Raw genomic sequence first — 16,530 nt, 5'->3', positions numbered from 1 at the left:
TGAACTTCGTATGTCCGATGAAAGCGATCCTAGCACCGAATTGGCTGCCTGGCGCAGGTTTCGGAAAATTTCTGAGTAAAACTCAAAAATACCTATTGACGTTTACGTCAATCTGGCGTGAAATGCGCCTTGACACGATTCGCGTGCTGATTCGCGTACCAGGCGAGCGGCCGCCAACGAACTCTGGAGACACCGCAATGCGCAACCTGCCCGGTTTGCAATTCCCGCTCGGCGAAGAGATCGAAATGCTGCGTGACAGCATTGCGTCGTTCGCCGCCAAAGAAATCGCGCCGCGCGCGGCGGAAATCGATCACACCGATCAGTTTCCGATGGACCTGTGGCGCAAGTTCGGCGATCTCGGCGTGCTCGGCATGACCGTCTCCGAGGAATACGGCGGTGCGAACATGGGCTATACCGCGCACATGGTCGCGATGGAGGAGATTTCGCGGGCGTCGGCCTCGGTCGGCCTGTCGTATGGCGCGCATTCGAATCTGTGCGTGAACCAGATTCATCGCAACGGCACGGACGCGCAGAAGCGCAAATATCTGCCGAAGCTCGTGTCGGGCGAACACGTCGGCGCGCTTGCAATGAGCGAGCCGAACGCGGGTTCGGACGTGGTCAGCATGAAGCTGCGCGCCGAGAAGAAGGGCGATCGCTACGTGCTCAACGGCACCAAGATGTGGATTACGAACGGCCCCGATTGCGACACGCTGGTCGTCTATGCGAAGACCGATCCTGAAGCGAATTCGCGCGGCATTACCGCGTTTATCGTCGAGAAGGGCATGAAGGGTTTCTCGGTTGCGCAGAAGCTCGACAAGCTCGGCATGCGCGGCTCGCATACCGGCGAACTCGTGTTCCAGGACGTCGAGGTGCCGGAAGAAAACATTCTCGGTCAGTTGAACGGCGGCGTAAAAGTGCTGATGAGCGGCCTCGATTACGAACGCGCGGTACTCGCGGGCGGCCCGACCGGCATCATGGTCGCGGTGATGGACGCGGTCGTGCCGTATATCCACGACCGCAAGCAGTTCGGCCAGTCGATCGGCGAATTCCAGCTGATCCAGGGCAAGGTCGCCGATCTCTACACGACGTTGCAGGCGTGCCGCGCGTATCTGTACGCGGTGGGGCGTCAGCTCGACACGCTCGGCAGCGAGCACGTGCGCCAGGTGCGCAAGGACTGCGCGGGCGTGATTCTCTATACCGCCGAAAAAGCGACGTGGATGGCCGGCGAGGCGATCCAGATTCTCGGTGGCAACGGCTATATCAACGAGTATCCGGTTGGACGTTTGTGGCGCGATGCGAAGCTCTATGAAATCGGCGCGGGCACGAGCGAGATTCGCCGCATGCTGATCGGCCGCGAGCTGTTTGCCGAAACGCTGTGAGCGGGAACGCGCAAGCGGGTGCACGTTACGCTGCCCGTTGTGCGTGAGTTCATGAAAGAGCGGCAACAAGGAGAAGCCACGTCATGCCGATCATCGAATCAAAGCTGAACCCGCGCTCGGACGACTTTCGCGCGAACGCCTCGGCGCTCGAAGCGCTCGTCGCCGATCTGCGCGCGAAGATCGAGCAACTCGCGCTCGGCGGCGGCGAAGCCGCGCGCGACAAGCACACGGGCCGCGGCAAACTGCTGCCGCGCGAGCGCATCTCGCAACTGCTCGATCCGGGCACCCCGTTTCTCGAGTTCTCGCAACTCGCCGCGTACGGCATGTACAACGACGACGCGCCGGGCGCGGGCGTAATCACCGGCATTGGCCGCATCGCGGGGCAGGAATGCGTGATCGTCTGCAACGACGCAACGGTCAAGGGTGGCACCTACTATCCGGTTACCGTGAAAAAGCACGTGCGCGCGCAGGAAATCGCGAACGAAAACCGCTTGCCGTGCGTGTATCTCGTCGACTCGGGCGGCGCCAATCTGCCGAATCAGGACGAGGTGTTTCCCGATCGCGATCACTTCGGCCGCATCTTCTACAACCAGGCCAATCTGTCGGCGGCCGGCATTCCGCAGATCGCGGTCGTGATGGGCTCGTGCACCGCGGGCGGCGCGTATGTGCCGGCGATGAGCGACGAGTCGATCATCGTCAAGAATCAGGGGACGATTTTTCTCGGCGGCCCGCCGCTCGTGAAAGCCGCGACCGGCGAAGTGGTGAGCGCCGAGGACCTCGGCGGCGGCGATGTGCATACGCGCCTCTCGGGCGTCGTCGATCATCTCGCGCAGAACGACGCGCATGCGCTCGCGATTGCGCGCAGCATCGTCGGCAATCTGAATCGTGTGAAGTCCGCGCCGCTCGTTTTGCAGGAGCCGAAGCCGCCGCGCTATGACGTGAAGAGCATCTACGGCGTGATTCCGGTCGATACGAGGAAGCCGTTCGATATCCGCGAAGTGATCGCACGCATCGTCGACGACTCCGCCTTCGACGAATTCAAGGCCCGCTACGGCACCACGCTCGTGACCGGCTTCGCGCATATCTGGGGGCATCCGGTCGGCATCATTGCGAACAACGGCATCCTGTTTTCGGAGTCGGCGTTAAAGGGTACGCACTTCATCGAGTTGTGTTGCCAGCGCAAGATTCCGCTGGTGTTCCTGCAGAACATCACCGGCTTCATGGTCGGGCGCAAATACGAAAACGAAGGCATCGCGCGCAACGGCGCGAAGATGGTGACAGCGGTCGCAACCGCGAAGGTGCCGAAGTTCACGGTCATCATCGGCGGGTCGTTCGGCGCGGGCAACTACGGCATGTGCGGCCGCGCGTATTCGCCGCGTTTCCTGTGGATGTGGCCGAACGCGCGCATTTCGGTGATGGGCGGCGAGCAGGCGGCGTCTGTGCTCGCCACGGTCAAGCGTGACGGCATCGAAGGCAAGGGCGGCGCATGGAGCGCTGAAGAGGAAGAGGCATTCAAGCAGCCGATCCGTGAGCAATACGAACATCAGGGGCACCCGTACTACGCGAGCGCTCGTCTGTGGGACGACGGCGTGATCGACCCCGCGCAAACGCGCGACGTGCTGGGTCTCGGCCTTTCCGCGGCGATGAACGCGCCGATCGAAGACACGCGCTTCGGCGTGTTCCGGATGTAACGGCACCCGATGCAAAGATACAACGCAAGAACACGGCGCAACGACGTAAGGGAGTGCTAAGTATGCAATACGAAACGCTGAAGATCGACGTGGCCGGACAGGTCGCGACGGTCACGCTGAATCGCCCGGACGTGCGCAACGCGTTCAACGAAACGATGATCGCCGAGCTGACCTCGGCGTTCACGGCGCTCGATACGCGCGACGACGTGCGCGCGGTCGTGCTCGCCGCGAACGGCAAAGCGTTCTGCGCGGGGGCCGACCTGAACTGGATGAAGAAGATGGCCGGCTACTCGGACGACGAGAACCGCGCCGATGCGATGCGGCTCGCGGGCATGCTGTCGGCCGTGTACCGCTGCAGCAAGCCGGTGATCGCGCGTGTGAACGGCGACGCGTACGCGGGCGGCATGGGTCTGATCTCGGTCTGCGACATCGTAGTCGCGGTGGACAGCGCGCATTTCTGCCTCTCCGAGGCGCGCCTCGGCCTGATTCCGGCCACGATCGCGCCTTACGTGATTCGCGCGCTCGGCGAGCAGGCCGCGCGACGCTACTTCGTCACCGCCGAAGCGTTCGACTGCGCGACTGCCTTGCGCCTGGGCCTCGTCAGCGAAGCGGTGAGCGCGGAGCAACTCGACGCAACCGTCGCGCAACTCGCGCAAACGCTGTGTGCGAACGGCCCGCAGGCCGTGCGCGCGTGCAAGCGGCTGGTGCAGGACATCGCGGGCCGCGAGCTGAACGATGCGCTGATCGAGGATACGGCCGTGCGTATCGCGCGCACGCGCGCCGGCACGGAAGGCCGCGAAGGCGTCGCGTCGTTCCTCGAAAAGCGCACGCCGTCCTGGCGCAACTGATTCGCCACCTTGGCCCCGAACCGCATACTTCAGCGAGACACCTCATGTTCAACAAGATCCTGATTGCCAACCGGGGCGAGATTGCGTGCCGCGTCGCGGCCACCTGCAAGCGGCTCGGCATCGCGAGCGTGGCCGTCTATTCGGACGCGGACGCCAACGCGAAGCACGTCGCCGCGTGTGACGAAGCGGTTCACATCGGCGGCTCGACGGCGGCGGAGAGCTATCTGCGCATCGAGCGCATCATCGAAGCCGCGCGCGCGACCGGCGCGCAGGCCGTGCATCCGGGCTACGGTTTTCTGTCGGAGAACGAGGACTTCGCACACGCCTGTGAGGCAGCCGGGATTGTCTTCATCGGACCGCCGGTCGAGGCGATTGCCGCGATGGGCTCGAAGGCCGCCGCGAAAGCGCTGATGCACGCGGCCGCGGTGCCGCTCGTGCCCGGCTATCACGGCGACGACCAGGACCCGCAGCTACTGCATCGCGAGGCGGACACGATCGGCTACCCCGTGCTGCTGAAGGCGAGCGCGGGCGGCGGCGGCAAGGGCATGCGCGTGGTCGAGCGCAGCGAGGATTTCGCCGCGGCGCTGCTGTCGTGCAAGCGCGAAGCGGCGAGCAGCTTCGGCAACGATCGCGTGCTGATCGAAAAGTATCTGACGCGGCCGCGTCACGTCGAGGTGCAGGTGTTCGCCGATCAGCACGGCGGCGCGGTCTATCTGTTCGATCGCGACTGCTCGGTGCAGCGGCGTCATCAGAAGGTGCTCGAGGAAGCGCCCGCGCCGGGCCTTGCCGCCGACATCAAACGCGCGATGGGCGAAGCGGCCGTGGCTGCCGCACGCGCGGTGAGCTACGTCGGCGCGGGCACGGTCGAGTTCATCATGACCGGCAGCGGCGAGTTCTATTTCATGGAAATGAACACGCGCTTGCAGGTCGAACATCCGGTCACCGAGATGGTGACGGGGCAGGACCTCGTGGAATGGCAACTGCGCGTCGCGTCAGGCGAAGCGCTGCCGCTCGCGCAGGAGCAACTGAAGCTCGACGGTCACGCAATCGAAGCGCGCATCTACGCCGAACATCCGGCGCGCGGTTTCCTGCCCTCGACGGGCACGCTCAAGCATGTGCGCATGCCCGAGGGCGTGGAGTTCGCCATCGACGCGGCAGGTCTTGGCGAGCCCGGCCGCAAGGCGCCGGTGCGTATCGACAGCGGCGTGCGCGAAGGCGACACGATCACGCCGTTCTACGATCCGATGATCGCGAAGCTGATCGTCCACGGCGCGACGCGTGAAGAAGCGCTGGCGCGTCTCGCTCGCGCGCTGCACGCGTGCGAGGTGGTCGGCCCGCATACGAACGTCGAGTTCCTGCAGCGCATCGTCGCGAGCGAACCGTTTGCGAACAGCGATCTCGACACGGGTTTGATCGAGCGTCATCACGACGCGCTGTTTGCGCCGGCGAAAAAACCCTTCAGGGAAGCGCTCGCGCTCGCCTGCGCCGCGCTGCTTACGCGCGAGGGCGGCGTCGCGCACGGCGCGTCGCCGTGGGATGCGCTGTCGCACTGGCGCCTCAATAGCGGCTATACGCAAACACTGGGTTGGCGCGCGATCGACGATGCGGGCAACCACGACAACGACAGCGCATTCACGGTCACATTCGCGCGCAACGGCGAAGCGCAGACGCTCGAACACGACGGTGTGCGCGACGGCTTCAGCTGGTCGGCCGGCGCGGGTCAGCACGAGTTTCGCGCGACGCTCGGCGACGCGCGCGTGACGGGCCGCGTGTTCATCGACGGCGACACGTTCCATGTGTTCTGCTACGGCGAGGCGCTCGCGTTCGAATGGCAGAACCTGCTCGCGCATGCCGCGGATGCCGAAGGCGGCGAAGGGCGTCTCACCGCGCCGATGCCGGGCAAGGTGATCGCGGTGCTGGTCGAGCCGGGCGCGGTGGTCGAGAAGGGCACGCCGCTCATCGTGATGGAAGCGATGAAGATGGAGCACACGATCGGCGCCCCGGCAGCCGGCACCGTTGCCGAGGTGCTGTATGCGGTCGGCGATCAGGTCACCGATGGCGCGCAGCTTCTGGTGCTGGACGTGCACCAGGCGGGTGAATAAGCGCGCGATTCGGGTGCAGGCAGGCCTGATTCAGGCATGAAGTCAGGCGAGGCGCGCATAGCCGGCGGCGCGCGCTTCGCTTTCGAGTTCGCCGATGCGCGCGTAGTCCGCGAGCGGCAGCGTGGAAAAGCCGCGCAAACGCAGACGTTTCGCGCGTTCGGGCCGCATCACGAGCGCTTCCTGCAGCGCTTCGCGCAATGCGGCGACGGTGGCGGCCGGCACCGTGCTCGCGGCGATCAGCGGCAAGCCCGGCGATGCGGCGGTCATGCCGATCGCGCGAATGCGCCGCGCGAGTTCCGGCAGCACGTCGCACACAAAAGCAAAGGTTACGCAGTCGATCGCGGCGACGTCCGCGTGATTCTCAGCCACCGCGCGCAACGAGCCGAGATGGGAACCCGTGCGCAGCACCGCGCTGAAGAACATGCCGGCGCGCGCGAGCGGCGCGACCGCGTGACGGAATGCGTTCATGCCGCTATTCGAATCGTCCTGGTTGTAGGCGGCGCGCGCGCCGCGGCAGGAGGCGAGGGTATCGAAGCGCGCGTCGGCGCGCGTCACGAGCACGCTCGAATAATGTGCGCCGTGGCAGCCCGGCGCGTCGAAGCACGGCGTCGCGATCAGTTGAACCTGCTCGTGGAGGCCGTGCATGAGCGGATAGCCGCACGTTTGCGAAATCAGCAGATTCGGGCGCCGCCAGAAGCCGTGCAACTCCTCGTCCGCTTCGACGATGCGGCAGGCCGGTTTGACCCGGCGCAGCACGTCGTCTAGCCATTCGCGCCACTCGAGGTCGAGCGCGGGCGTCACGTTGTACATCGGCAAGGCGGCGATCCAGGTCATGAGGGCGATTCTGGCACGCCTAATGTCTGACCAATCGAAATTCGTCGAGCCCGAGCCGCACCGACTCGGTCGGCACGAATTTCCATTTCTGCTCGGCCACCGAAAGAATTTCCTCCTGCGCGTCCTCGAACGCGACGAGCAGGTCCTGCTTGCGGCAACTCGCCGCCCCGCAGAACGTCACGAGCGCTTCGGCGCTGACCTCGAAAATCTGCGCACGATCGTCGCAGCACACCCGGAACGCGACCGTTGCGCATTCCGTCACACAGGGCCGGAACCCTTCATCGACATAGACCGACATGGCGAACTCCTTCGGACGCCCGAATCGACAGGATGACATACCGCGCCTGCCTGGTATGTTGGGGAACCGGCATTGACGGCGAAATGTCCGGCGCCGCGTGAAACGCGGCGGCACGGATCCTCATTGGAAGATTGCCAGAAGTGGGCGAGACGTGCAGGGAGAGCACAGACGAACGCTGCTCAAAAGACGCTTAAAAGATCCGCCCGCGGCGTGGGGTGCCGGTGCGCAGAAGCGCGTGCGCGATGCGCGCACGGCCGATGTCGTGCGCGAGAGGGTTTGATTGAAGGCTACCGCACGTCCATGAACAACCGTCCCCAATGCATCAGCGGTTCCGTGTCCACCCCTAACATGCGCAAGGCTTTCCACACCACGGTTGCCACCGTGTCATAAGCGGGGATGTCGGTCGCGGCCTCGAACTCGCGCACGAGACGGGCGGCGTGCAGATTCGTGCAGAAGGTGGTCACCGCATCCGGTCTTGCGAAGGCCGCCTCGCGCATCATCAGCATCAGTTGCTGGTCGGACACTTCGGCGAAGCTGAAGTTGTCCTGCAACCCCGAATGCCGTTCCGCCACGCATTCGATTCCGAGCCGCTCGTAGTTGCGCACGATCTGCTGCTGGACATCGTCCGTATAAGGCGACACGAGGCCGAAGCGCCGCACCGCCGTTTTCGCGAAGATTTCATTGAGCGCGAGCACGGAGGTGGTGGCGGGAATGCCGGTCGCTTCGGTGATCTGGCGGCACAAGGCCTCGTCGCGCTCGAATCCGAGCCAGCCGGCCGACGTGCCGCTCCAGCCGATCACGTCTACCCGCGCATCGGCCAGTTGACGCGCTGCCGCGAGGATCCGGCTCGTGTCGAACTGGCCGGTCGCGCGCTCGGACAGCGTGATCTCGGTCACCGTGAAGCGGGCGAAATGCGCGCTGACGTGCGGCAGCTCGCTGAGCATCGCCGAAGTGATGGGCTCGAGTGCCGTGTTCGACGACGGTGTCAGTATGCCAAGGCGGAGTCGTTTGCTTTGCATCGGAGGGAGTCCTGAGAGTTTTTAATCGGCGAGCAACAGCTTCACGCCTTCGGCGGCTTCATGACGAAGCGCGTCGAGATCGAGGCCCGGAATGACGCCGTTGTCCACCACGACGCAGCCGTTTACCACGCTGTACCGAACACGTGACGGTTCGCCTGCCGCCACCGGCGCCACGGCGAGATCATGGAAGCCGTGGAAGCGCGGATGATTGACGTCGTACAGCACGAAGTCGGCGGCCTTGCCGACTTCCAGCGTGCCGACTGCGTCGAGGCCGAGCACGCCCGCGCCGCCCTGTGTGCCCCAATGGATCGTTTCTTCCACGGTGGTCGCCGATGCACCTTGCGCCGCGCGGTGCACCAGCCACGCAAAATGGGCCTCGTTGGTCATGCTGCCGGATTCGTTCGAGGCGACGCCGTCCACCCCCAGCGACATCGGCACACCCGCGTTCGCCATTTGCGGCGCCGGTGCGATACCGCTGCCGAGGCGTGCGTTACTGACGGGGCAGTGCGAACATCCGCTGCCGGTTTCGGCGAGCATGGCGATTTCGCTCGCTTGCAGATGCACGAGATGCGCGAACCACACGTCGGGTCCGAGCCATTCGTGATCGGCAACGAACTCGACCGGCAACTGGTTGAAACGCTCCTTGCAGAAGTCGACATAGCGGCGCGTCTCGGACAGATGCGTATGCAGCCGCAAGCCCATCCGGCGAGCCGCGCGCGCGACTTCGGGCAGCAGCTCGGGCGGCAGGGAGAACGTCGGCGTGGTCGGCGCGACGACGACACGGCGCATCGAAGCATCGCCGCCATCGTGATAGCGCGACTTCAGACGTTCGATGTCGGCGAGCATCTGATCGAGCGTCTCGGGCTTGAGCGCAACTTTGGAGAAACCCGGGTGATCGCCCGCCGCCTGCAATGCGCCGCCGCGGCACAACACGAAGCGCATGCCGAACGAAGCCGCTTCGTCGAACAGCAGGTCGCCCGTTTCGGTGGTACCGCTCGCGTGATAGAGATAGTGGTGATCCGCGCAGGTCGTCACGCCGGAGAGCAGCAATTCGGCAAAACCGAGGCGCGCGGCAATGCGTGCCAGCTCCGGCGTAAAGCGCGCAAGACGCGGATACGGCACGGCGGCGAGCCATTCCTCGAGATTCGCATTGATCCCGGACGGCACCGCCTTCAGCAGATTCTGGAACAGATGATGGTGCGTGTTCACCCAGCCGGGATAGACGACGCAGGAACTTGCGTCGATCACCCGTTCATCGGCGCGCGCGTCGAGATTGGACGCGATGGTTTCGATACGGCCATTGCGCACGCGCAGATCGACCTTGCCCAGCCTCGCGCTCTCGCCGCGCAGTCCGCTCATGACCGCAACGGGATTCTTGATTAGCAACGCTTCAGTTTGCATGCTCACGATTCGATATCCTTTCAGTTACCGCGAAGCGGCCGCCGGTCCGCAGAGGCACACGACGGCCGCACCCGTCTTCCAGCGTCCGTGTTTTCAGGTGGCCATGTCTTTAGCGGCCAGGACTTTGGCGTTCATTTATTCGCGGACCATGTTGTGCGCAGGAACCACGTCTTCCTCGTGCGCGCCGTTGAGCACCGCGTTCAGCACCACGGAGACGAGGCACGCGAGCACCACGCCGCTATGCAGGAACGGCTGCGTCCAATTGGGCATGTGCTTGAATACCTGAGGCGCCATCACGGGGATCAGCGCGGTGGCGATCGTGAAGCCGACGATCAGCACGTTGTAGCGATTGCGCTCGAAGTCCACTTTCGCGAGTGTCTGCACCCCGGCCGCCACCACGACGCCGAACATGGCGATGCCGGCGCCGCCGAGCGCGGCGGACGGCGTCGCGGCCACCACCGCGCCGATCTTCGGCACGAGCGCCACCATGCACATCAGCACGCCGCTGATCGCCACCACCCAGCGGCTGCGCACGCCGGTCAGAATGACGAGGCCGACGTTCTCCATGAACGCGATGAACGGGAAGGCCGCGAACATGCCGGCAATCGCGCTGGCGAGGCCATTGGCGCGCAGGCCGCGCACCACGTCTTCCTCGCTCACCTCCTTGTTGACGATGCCGCCGATCGCGACGAACAGGCCCATCGACTCGACCATCTGCACCACCATCACGACGACCATCGTCAGCACCGGCACCAGCGAAAAGACTGGTGTGCCGAAGTGAAACGGCAACGGCAGGGTGAACCACGGCGCCTCGCCCACGCTCGTGAAGTTGCCCATGCCGAGTGCGCACGCCAGAACGCCGCCTGCAACCAGGCCGATCAGCACCGACAGATTGCGTAGAAATGCATTGGCAAAGCGGTTGATCGCGAGAATCACCAGCGCGACGAACAGCGCGACGCTCAGGAACGGCAGAGCGCCGAACTGCTGCTGCGCGGCCTCGCCGCCACCGGCCCATTGATACGCGACAGGAAAGAGCTGCAAGCCGATCACGGTCACGATGCAGCCGGTCACCACAGGCGGAAAGAACCGTCGCAACCGTCCCACCAGCGGCGCGGCGAACATCGTGAACAGACCCGCGCCGATCACCGCGCCGCACACGCCGGCAAAACCGACATCCGGACTCGTGCCGATGGCGATCACCGGCCCGACGCTGCTGAATGCGACGCCTTGCAGAATCGGCAGGCGCACACCGAACTTCCAGATGCCGACGGTCTGCAGGATCGTCGAGATGCCCGAGCAAAACAGCGCCGTGCTGATGAGCACGGTGGTGTCGGCCGGCAACATCTTCAGTGCCGACGCGACGATCAGCGGAACGGCAATCGCGCCGATATAAGCCACTAGCATGTGCTGCAAGCCGAGCGTAATCATCTGGCGCTTGGGCAGAATCCGATCGACGGGATGATGCGCGGTGTTCATGACGTGTCTCCTGATTATCGTTGTCGATCGGAGCGCGCCGCACGGGTCTGGCCGTGCAGCACCACTTCGCGCGCCGACCGGATCTCCCGTCAGGCCGCTACCGGCACGGCAAGACAGGCATGGAAGCGGTCGGTCAGCGCGGCGCGATCGAGATCGCGGCCGATGAATACGATGCGGCACGAGCGCGGCTCACTGCCCCACACCTGCGCCGCCCGCAATTCGATGACGTTGTGCACGCCCTGCAGCACATAGCGATGCGACTGGCCTTGCACGGCGAGAATGCCTTTCATACGGAACAGGTTTCCGGCATCGGCCTCGCGCAGTTCGGACAGCCAGGCTTGCAGCGCGTCGAGATCGATGTCGGCGTTGACTTCGATGCCGACGGACGAAACGCTCTCGTCGTGCTGATGGTCGGCGTGGCCGGCGTGGTCGTCATGATGCTCGTGATGGTCATGCTCATGAGACTCGGACGCAGCAGCGGCTTCGTGTTCCGCGTGGGCATGCGCATGCTCTTCCTCGTGCATGCCGCCGGTTTCGACGAGAATCTGCGAGAACTCGTTCGCGCCCACGCCGAGAATCTTGCCGAGGTCGATTTGCGCATAGCTCGATTCGACAATCTCGGCGGTGGCATTGAGTCCGCGAATCCGCTGAGTCAGCGAAGCAATATCGTCGCGTTCAACCAGATCGATCTTGTTGATGACGATGCGATCGGCGCACACGATCTGATCGACCGCCTGGTTGTCGCTGCCGTCGAGCACCAGATCGTCCAGATGTGCCGCGATATGTTTCGCATCCACCATGGTGACCACGGCGTCGAGGCTCACCTGCTTCGCGATCGGGTCGTCGAGAAAGAAAGTCTGCGCAACCGGATACGGATCGGCGAGCCCGCTGGTTTCGACGATGATGTGATCGAGCCGGTCCGGCCGTTCCACGAGCATGCGCACGATCCGCACGAGATCCTCACGCACCGCGCCGACGCAGCACACGCAGCCGTTCGTCATCTCGTAGATCTCTTCGGTCGATTCGAGCACGAGACCACCGTCGATGCCGATTTCGCCGAACTCGTTTTCGATCACCGCGATCTTGCGGCCATGTTTCTCGCGCAGGATGTAGTTGAGCAGCGTCGTTTTGCCGGCGCCGAGAAACCCGGTCAGCACGGTGACGGGAATTTTCTCGATGTCGTTGTGCGTGGTGTGAATGTGATTCATGGCTCGTCTCCGTTTCTTCGTTCGTACTGCGATTCGGCTATCAGGCGATCTGCGGTGCCTGTACTTCTGCTGCGGATTGCGCTGTGGACTCCGCTGTGGACTCCGCTGTGGATTCCATCTCTCGCCAGCGCCTGACGGTGCCCGCCTCGAGACCGAACAGATCGAGCACGCGGCCGAGCGTGTGGTCGATCATCTGGTCGAGCGAATCCGGGCGCGCGTAAAAGGCTGGCACGGGCGGCGCGACGATTGCGCCCATTTCCGTCACCGCGGTCATGTTGCGCAAATGCGCGAGCGTGTAGGGGGTTTCGCGCGCGAGCAGCACCAGCGGGCGGCGCTCTTTCAACGTGACGTCGGCGGCGCGTGAAATCAGGCTCGACGACATGCCGTTGGCAATTTCGGCAAGCGTCTTCATCGAACAGGGCGCGACGATCATGCCGAGCGACCGGAACGAGCCGCTGGAGATCGCGGCGGCCATGTCGTCGCAACGATAGGTGAAGCTGGCGAGCGCGCTCACGTCGGCGAACTTGTGCCCGGTTTCGTGCGTCATCGTGAGCAGGGCGCTGCGCGAGACGGTCAGATGCGTTTCGATTTCGAGCTGACGCAGCAGTTGCAGCAGGCGCACGCCATACGTAAAGCCGGAGGCGCCGCTGATGCCGACCACGAGCCGCAGCGGGGTCATCGCTGTGCTCCCGTGGCGCGAGCCAGAATGTCCGTCGCGCGGAGCGTGGCGGTTTCGCCGATGCGCGCGCGGATGCCGTCGAACTGCGAGCCACGCGTTGCATCGATGCCCATGCGCGACGTCGTGCCGGCCGCGGACGAGGACGGATCGAGCGGGCTACCGGGCAAACCGTCGACGATAAACACGTCCTGGTGTGGTTGGGAATGCGTGGCGATCGCCCACAGGACCTGCGAGTCGTTGGTGATGTCGACGTCGCTGTCGACCGCCACGACGTTCTTCAGATACGGGTCCCAACCGAGCAGCGCGAGCATGATCTGGCGCGCTTCGCCGTCGCGGGTCTGATTCAACGCGACGTAGCAGTGAAAGTGCGTGCCGGAGTTCGGATAGTGCAGCGCGGTGACCGAGGGAAAGCGCGCCTTGAGCTTTTCGCTCATCTCCGCTTCGCGCGGCAGCCGCGCAAGCGTCAGATGTTCCGCGTACGGACCGCCGACCACATCGACGAGCCATGCATCGTTACGCCGCATCATGGTGTCGACGCGCAGCACGTTGTTGGTCGAGCGGTCCGACGAATAGCCGGTGAATTCGCCGAACGGGCCTTCGTCGGCGCGTGCTTCCGGATCGATCGTGCCTTCCAGCACGAACTCGGCGCAAGCGGGCACGCCAATGCCGTAACGCGGCGTGCGCACCAGTTCCAGCGGCGCGCCGAAGAGACCTCCTGCAATCGCGCGCTCGTCGGTGCCGAACGGAACGCGGGCAGCGGCGGCCAGCATGAACAACGGATGTGCGCCGATCACCATGGCGACCTTCAACGTGTCGCCGCGCGCCTTGGCCGTTTGCAGCATGCGCCAGAGATGACCGCGCGAATGCAGGCTGGTGGCGAGCGCGTTTTTCGCATGCCGCATGGAACGGTGATAGCTGAGATTCGCCACGCCCGTGACCGGATCTTCGGCGACGATCACCGCATTGGTGACGTAGGGGCCGCGATCGGTCTCGAAGTGGCGGATCATGGGCAGTTGCGCGAGATCGACGGCGTCGCTTTCAATTACCTGGTCGAGCACCGGACCGTTCGCGACGAACACGGGTGCGATAGGCGCATTGGCGCGTTGCTGATAGGCGTCGAACAGGCCGGACGCGTCCACGTCGAACAGGCGTCCAATGCGGGTGCGCGACGCGAAGAAATTGGTGACGAGCGGCGTCGTGATGCCCTCGACCGTTTCGCAGATCAGCATCGGATGCTGGCCGCGCGCGGCCAGTTCCGCGACGACGGCCGTCACGTCCTGATCGGCGGAGAGCGGTTGGGAAAGCGTCAGGACGTCGTCGGGATAGCGATCGCGATACGTCAGCGCAAAGCGATGAAAATCCTGGGTGGCGCGGAAAAGGTTATCCGCCATAGTGAACTCCGTCGAAAGCGAAAACGATCGCAAACCGCTGAATAAAGCAAACTGAAGCAGACTGAGGCAAGCGCGCGATGCCAGCCAGCCAGCCGGGCGCGGTGCTGACCGCGCCCGCCGTTCAGGCATCAGTTCTCGTCAGGCCGGCTGGGCGACGTCATGCACGTAAGTCGCCTTCAAACGTTTCTCCGCTTCGGCGAGATCTTTCGGAGGTTTGGTCGGCTCGATCCCGACCAGACGGGCGATGTTGTTGCCCATGTAGTCTTCGAGACCATCCTCATCGAGATTCATGCCTTGGGGCGCGGGGCCGCACAGCATTTCGAGCTCGCGCAGCCACATGCCGGGCTCGTTCGGCGGCGAATCCGTGCCGAACACGATCTTGTTGCGCGGCAGTTCGCGAGCGAATTCGACGATGCGCGACTGATAGCACCAGCCCGATTCGCAGTACACGTTCGGCGTATCCATCGCCATCCAGAACGCTTCGAACGAGTAGTTGCCACCCGTCTGGATTCCGAAGTGACCGATGATGAAGTTCACCATCGGGAATTCGCGGATGATCGGGTAGAACTGCGTCGGGATCGTGTACGGTCCGTCGCCGGTGTGAATCAGCACGACCACGCCGAGCTCCGCGCATTTCTTCATGGCCGGACGCAGCCAGTCGAGCGCGCGATCCGGCCGGTAGCCGTGCATGTTCGCGTGCAGCTTGAGCATCTTGAAGCCGTACTCCCTCACGTGGAATTCGAGTTCGGCCGCGCCGTTTTCCGGGCCCCAACGCGGGTTGTAGGTGAAGTTGCCGATAAAGCGATCCGGGTATTTCTGCGTGAGTTCGGCGATATACGACATGTAATCGCGAATGCCTTCGCGGCCGCGGCGGTTGCCGTCGCGATAGCCCGTGTTGCCCGGCGGCGGCTGGATGAAGCCCATGTCGATGCGGCGCGGCTTGCCGTTGATGATGTACGGGCCGTCCATCATCTTCAGCAGGCGTTCGCCGGTAAACGGCTCGCCGGTATGGCGCCATGCTTCGTCGACGAGATTGGTGGGGTGCAGATGGGTATCGATGATCATCAGCGGACTCCTGCGTAGTCGGCCTCGTGCGCATGTTTCTTCGCGGCACCGGCATGGTGTTTCAGATAGGCTTGGGCTTCCTCGACGCTGCGCGGCGGCGCGCTCGGCTCGAGGCCGATCATGCGGGCGAGGTTGTTGCCGAGATAGTCCTCGAGGGTGTCCTCGTCGAGGTTCAGGCCTTGCGGCGGCTCGTGGCACAGCACTTCGAGCAGGCGCAGCCACATGCCCGGCTCGTTCGGCGGCGTGTCCGAACCATAGAGAATCTTGTGCGTGGGCAGCACCTTCGCGAATTCGACGATGCGCGATTGCAGGCACCAACTCGATTCGCAGTACACGTTCGGCGTATCGAGCGCCATCTGATAGGGCTCGAAGCAATACACGCCACCCGTTTGCACGCCGAAGTGCGCCATGATGAAATTCACCGAGGGGAATTCGCGGATCAGCGGATACCATTCGCTCGGAATGCTGTATGGGCCGTCACCGGTGTGCAGCTTCACCAGCAGGCCGAGATCCGCGCATTTGCGCAAAGCGGGACGCAGCCAGTCGAGTGCGCGGTCGGGGCGGTACGCGTGCATGTTGGCCTGCAGCTGCACCATCCTGAAGCCATGCTCCTTCGCGTAGAACTCGATGGCTTCGGCGCCGTTCTCGGGGCCGCAGCGCGGGTTGTAGACGAAGCAGCCGAGCAGACGGTCCGGATACTTCTGAACCATTTCGACCGTGTACGCCATGTAGTCGTCGATCGACTCGCGGCCCGTGCGTTCGCCGTCGGTCCACGTATAGATGGTGTTGCCTTGCGGCGGCTGAATGAAGGCTTTGTCGATGCGGCGAGGCTTGCCGTTGATGATGTAAGGGCCGTCCATCACCTCGATCAGACGCTCGCCGGAAAATGGCTCGCCGTCATGGCGCCACGCGAGGTCGACCAGGTTGGTCGGGTAACAGCTAGTGTCGATGATCATGTACTCGATCTCCTTGAGAGGAACTGGTGTATCCAGTTGCCGGATCGCGGGCAGGCGCATCGATGGAACTCAGCCCGTTGGGCTTGCCCATGCGGCCTTTTGCAAGGCGCCGTGCTTGTGCGCCTTCCCCTCGCCGGCATCGAGTGTCACACTGATGTGCACTGCTGCTTGCGATGCAGTCTC

Annotated in this window: 14 protein-coding genes; 4 read left to right on the top strand and 10 right to left on the bottom strand. The window is 64.1% G+C overall.

Features of this window, described 5'->3' with window-relative positions:
• The first annotated feature begins 197 nt into the window (after positions 1 to 197).
• The 4 genes from B9Z01_RS17555 (at position 198) to B9Z01_RS17540 (ending at position 6,020) form a co-directional block, all read left to right on the top strand.
• A complete protein-coding gene (locus tag B9Z01_RS17555) occupies positions 198 to 1,379 on the top strand; it encodes an isovaleryl-CoA dehydrogenase (RefSeq protein ID WP_085485284.1) in 1,182 nt (393 codons plus the stop codon).
• A gap of 83 nt (positions 1,380 to 1,462) precedes the next feature.
• A complete protein-coding gene (locus B9Z01_RS17550; protein WP_085485282.1) occupies positions 1,463 to 3,070 on the top strand; it encodes a carboxyl transferase domain-containing protein in 1,608 nt (535 codons plus the stop codon).
• Positions 3,071 to 3,132: 62 nt separating this feature from the next.
• Complete coding sequence (locus B9Z01_RS17545) at positions 3,133 to 3,918, top strand: enoyl-CoA hydratase/isomerase family protein (protein WP_085485280.1); 786 nt, start codon at positions 3,133 to 3,135, stop codon at positions 3,916 to 3,918.
• A 44-nt stretch (positions 3,919 to 3,962) separates the two neighbouring features.
• Entirely contained in the window at positions 3,963 to 6,020 is a 2,058-nt protein-coding gene (locus tag B9Z01_RS17540) for an acetyl/propionyl/methylcrotonyl-CoA carboxylase subunit alpha (protein ID WP_085485278.1), read from the top strand.
• Between the two features lie 42 nt (positions 6,021 to 6,062).
• Here B9Z01_RS17540 and B9Z01_RS17535 read toward each other — a convergent pair whose 3' ends face one another.
• From B9Z01_RS17535 to B9Z01_RS17490, 10 genes are all read right to left on the bottom strand, one after another.
• Positions 6,063 to 6,854 (bottom strand): phosphate/phosphite/phosphonate ABC transporter substrate-binding protein, encoded by a 792-nt coding sequence (locus B9Z01_RS17535; protein WP_085485276.1) that lies wholly within the window; start codon positions 6,852 to 6,854, stop codon positions 6,063 to 6,065.
• Positions 6,855 to 6,873: 19 nt separating this feature from the next.
• Positions 6,874 to 7,152 (bottom strand): DUF1488 family protein, encoded by a 279-nt coding sequence (locus tag B9Z01_RS17530; protein ID WP_085485274.1) that lies wholly within the window; start codon positions 7,150 to 7,152, stop codon positions 6,874 to 6,876.
• Positions 7,153 to 7,439: 287 nt separating this feature from the next.
• A complete protein-coding gene (locus tag B9Z01_RS17525; RefSeq protein WP_085485272.1) occupies positions 7,440 to 8,171 on the bottom strand; it encodes a maleate cis-trans isomerase family protein in 732 nt (243 codons plus the stop codon).
• 21 nt (positions 8,172 to 8,192) lie between these two features.
• A complete protein-coding gene (locus tag B9Z01_RS17520; RefSeq protein WP_420814696.1) occupies positions 8,193 to 9,572 on the bottom strand; it encodes an isoxanthopterin deaminase in 1,380 nt (459 codons plus the stop codon).
• Positions 9,573 to 9,707: 135 nt separating this feature from the next.
• Positions 9,708 to 11,048 carry a nucleobase:cation symporter-2 family protein gene (locus B9Z01_RS17515; RefSeq protein WP_085485268.1) on the bottom strand — a complete coding sequence of 447 codons (1,341 nt, stop codon included), beginning with the start codon at positions 11,046 to 11,048 and terminating at the stop codon, positions 9,708 to 9,710.
• Between the two features lie 89 nt (positions 11,049 to 11,137).
• Positions 11,138 to 12,256 carry a CobW family GTP-binding protein gene (locus tag B9Z01_RS17510; RefSeq protein ID WP_085485266.1) on the bottom strand — a complete coding sequence of 373 codons (1,119 nt, stop codon included), beginning with the start codon at positions 12,254 to 12,256 and terminating at the stop codon, positions 11,138 to 11,140.
• A gap of 40 nt (positions 12,257 to 12,296) precedes the next feature.
• Positions 12,297 to 12,935 (bottom strand): UbiX family flavin prenyltransferase, encoded by a 639-nt coding sequence (locus B9Z01_RS17505; RefSeq protein WP_085485265.1) that lies wholly within the window; start codon positions 12,933 to 12,935, stop codon positions 12,297 to 12,299.
• Positions 12,932 to 14,326, bottom strand: a complete 1,395-nt coding sequence (locus tag B9Z01_RS17500; protein WP_085485263.1) for a UbiD family decarboxylase — start codon at positions 14,324 to 14,326, stop codon at positions 12,932 to 12,934. The genes B9Z01_RS17505 and B9Z01_RS17500 overlap by 4 nt, the downstream gene beginning before the upstream one ends.
• Before the next feature lie 138 nt (positions 14,327 to 14,464).
• The gene (locus tag B9Z01_RS17495; protein WP_085485261.1) at positions 14,465 to 15,391 is read right to left on the bottom strand and encodes an amidohydrolase family protein; all 927 of its coding nucleotides are present in this window, start codon (positions 15,389 to 15,391) and stop codon (positions 14,465 to 14,467) included.
• Positions 15,391 to 16,347, bottom strand: coding sequence for an amidohydrolase family protein (locus B9Z01_RS17490; protein WP_085485259.1), 957 nt, complete (start codon positions 16,345 to 16,347; stop codon positions 15,391 to 15,393). Before B9Z01_RS17490 ends, B9Z01_RS17495 begins: the two co-directional genes overlap by 1 nt.
• Positions 16,348 to 16,530 lie beyond the last annotated feature (183 nt).

The organism is Paraburkholderia susongensis (assembly GCF_900177725.1).
In the GTDB taxonomy this organism is placed as follows: Bacteria; Pseudomonadota; Gammaproteobacteria; order Burkholderiales; family Burkholderiaceae; genus Paraburkholderia; species Paraburkholderia susongensis.
This window is presented reverse-complemented; position numbering and strand designations above follow the sequence as displayed.

Bases quoted from the DNA above. Each gene is read 5' to 3' on its own strand.
- B9Z01_RS17495 (WP_085485261.1), bottom strand. From the start codon at position 15,391: ATGATCATCGATACCCATCTGCACCCCACCAATCTCGTCGACGAAGCA.
- B9Z01_RS17520 (WP_420814696.1), bottom strand. From the start codon at position 9,572: ATGCAAACTGAAGCGTTGCTAATCAAGAATCCCGTTGCGGTCATGAGC.
- B9Z01_RS17550 (WP_085485282.1), top strand. From the start codon at position 1,463: ATGCCGATCATCGAATCAAAGCTGAACCCGCGCTCGGACGACTTTCGC.
- B9Z01_RS17555 (WP_085485284.1), top strand. From the start codon at position 198: ATGCGCAACCTGCCCGGTTTGCAATTCCCGCTCGGCGAAGAGATCGAA.
- B9Z01_RS17505 (WP_085485265.1), bottom strand. From the start codon at position 12,935: ATGACCCCGCTGCGGCTCGTGGTCGGCATCAGCGGCGCCTCCGGCTTT.
- B9Z01_RS17490 (WP_085485259.1), bottom strand. From the start codon at position 16,347: ATGATCATCGACACTAGCTGTTACCCGACCAACCTGGTCGACCTCGCG.
- B9Z01_RS17510 (WP_085485266.1), bottom strand. From the start codon at position 12,256: ATGAATCACATTCACACCACGCACAACGACATCGAGAAAATTCCCGTC.
- B9Z01_RS17500 (WP_085485263.1), bottom strand. From the start codon at position 14,326: ATGGCGGATAACCTTTTCCGCGCCACCCAGGATTTTCATCGCTTTGCG.
- B9Z01_RS17525 (WP_085485272.1), bottom strand. From the start codon at position 8,171: ATGCAAAGCAAACGACTCCGCCTTGGCATACTGACACCGTCGTCGAAC.
- B9Z01_RS17515 (WP_085485268.1), bottom strand. From the start codon at position 11,048: ATGAACACCGCGCATCATCCCGTCGATCGGATTCTGCCCAAGCGCCAG.
- B9Z01_RS17530 (WP_085485274.1), bottom strand. From the start codon at position 7,152: ATGTCGGTCTATGTCGATGAAGGGTTCCGGCCCTGTGTGACGGAATGC.
- B9Z01_RS17545 (WP_085485280.1), top strand. From the start codon at position 3,133: ATGCAATACGAAACGCTGAAGATCGACGTGGCCGGACAGGTCGCGACG.
- B9Z01_RS17540 (WP_085485278.1), top strand. From the start codon at position 3,963: ATGTTCAACAAGATCCTGATTGCCAACCGGGGCGAGATTGCGTGCCGC.
- B9Z01_RS17535 (WP_085485276.1), bottom strand. From the start codon at position 6,854: ATGACCTGGATCGCCGCCTTGCCGATGTACAACGTGACGCCCGCGCTC.